Source organism: Kitasatospora sp. NPDC038210 (assembly GCF_055600605.1).
Genome location: NZ_JBVJYK010000093.1, coordinates 1 through 1,077 on the forward strand (window position 1 = coordinate 1; position 1,077 = coordinate 1,077).

1 protein-coding gene is annotated in these 1,077 nt (G+C 68.8%); it reads left to right on the forward strand.

Annotated features, from left to right (window positions below; translation table 11 throughout):
• Positions 1 to 28: 28 nt before the first annotated feature.
• The coding region (locus ACZ7KX_RS42740; RefSeq protein ID WP_470331351.1) for an AMP-binding protein at positions 29 to 1,077 on the forward strand (1,049 nt) is incomplete at its 3' end.

A 1,077-nucleotide genomic window follows, 5' to 3' on the forward strand; every position in this document is an offset into this window, starting at 1 on the left:
CACCGTGGGTGGTGGTCTTCGGGGTCAGGTGGAGTTCGCTTCGGCGTTGTTCGACCGGGTGTCGGTGGAGGGTTTCGCGGGTCGGTTCGTGCGGTTGTTGGAGGGGTTGGTGGGGGATCCGTCGGCGCGGGTGTCGTCGGTGGGTCTTCTGTCGGTGGGTGAGTTGGCGGTGGTGGCGCCCGAGGCGGTGGTGCCGGCGGGTGTGGTGGCGGGTCGGTTGTTGCACGAGGTGTTTCAGGAGCGGGTGGTGGAGTCGCCGGGGTCGGTGGCGGTGGTGGCGGACGGTGTGGAGTTGTCGTACGGGGAGGTGAATGTCCGGGCGAACCGGTTGGCGCACTTCTTGCGGGAGTCGGGGGTGGGTGCGGAGTCGCTTGTGGGTGTGTGTCTGGGTCGTGGTGTGGATCTGGTGCCGTCGTTGTTGGGGGTGTTGAAGTCGGGTGCGGCGTATGTGCCGTTGGATCCGGCGCATCCGGTGGAGCGGCGTGGGTTCGTGCTGGGTGACACGGGTGCGTCGGTGGTGGTGACGTCCTCGGAGTTCGTGGAGGAGCTGTCCGGGGTGTTCTCGGGGCGGCTGGTGGTGGTGGACGAGGGTCTGCCGGTTCGTGCGGGGTGGGATGCGGATCCGGTGGCGGTGGGGTCGCCGGAGGGTCTGGCGTATGTGATCTACACGTCGGGTTCGACGGGTCGGCCGAAGGGCGTGTGTGTGTCGCACGCGAGTGTGTGGCGGCTGTCGGTGGTGACGCGGGGTGAGTACGGGTTCGGTGCGTCGGATGTGTGGCCGTTGTTCCACTCGTACGCGTTCGACGTGTCGGTGTGGGAGATGTGGGGGGCGTTGTTGAACGGTGGCCGCCTGGTGGTGGTGCCGTTCGAGGTGGCGCGGTCGCCGGAGGACTTCCTGGATCTGTTGGTGGAGCACCGGGTGACGGTGTTGAACCAGACGCCGTCGGCGTTCCGTGCGCTGGTGTCGGCGGCGGGGGCGGGTGACGAGCGGGTCGGGCGGCTCGCGGTGCGGGTGGTGGTGTTCGCGGGTGAGCGGCTGGAGTTCGGTGAGCTGCGGCCGTGGGCCGAGCGGTTGGG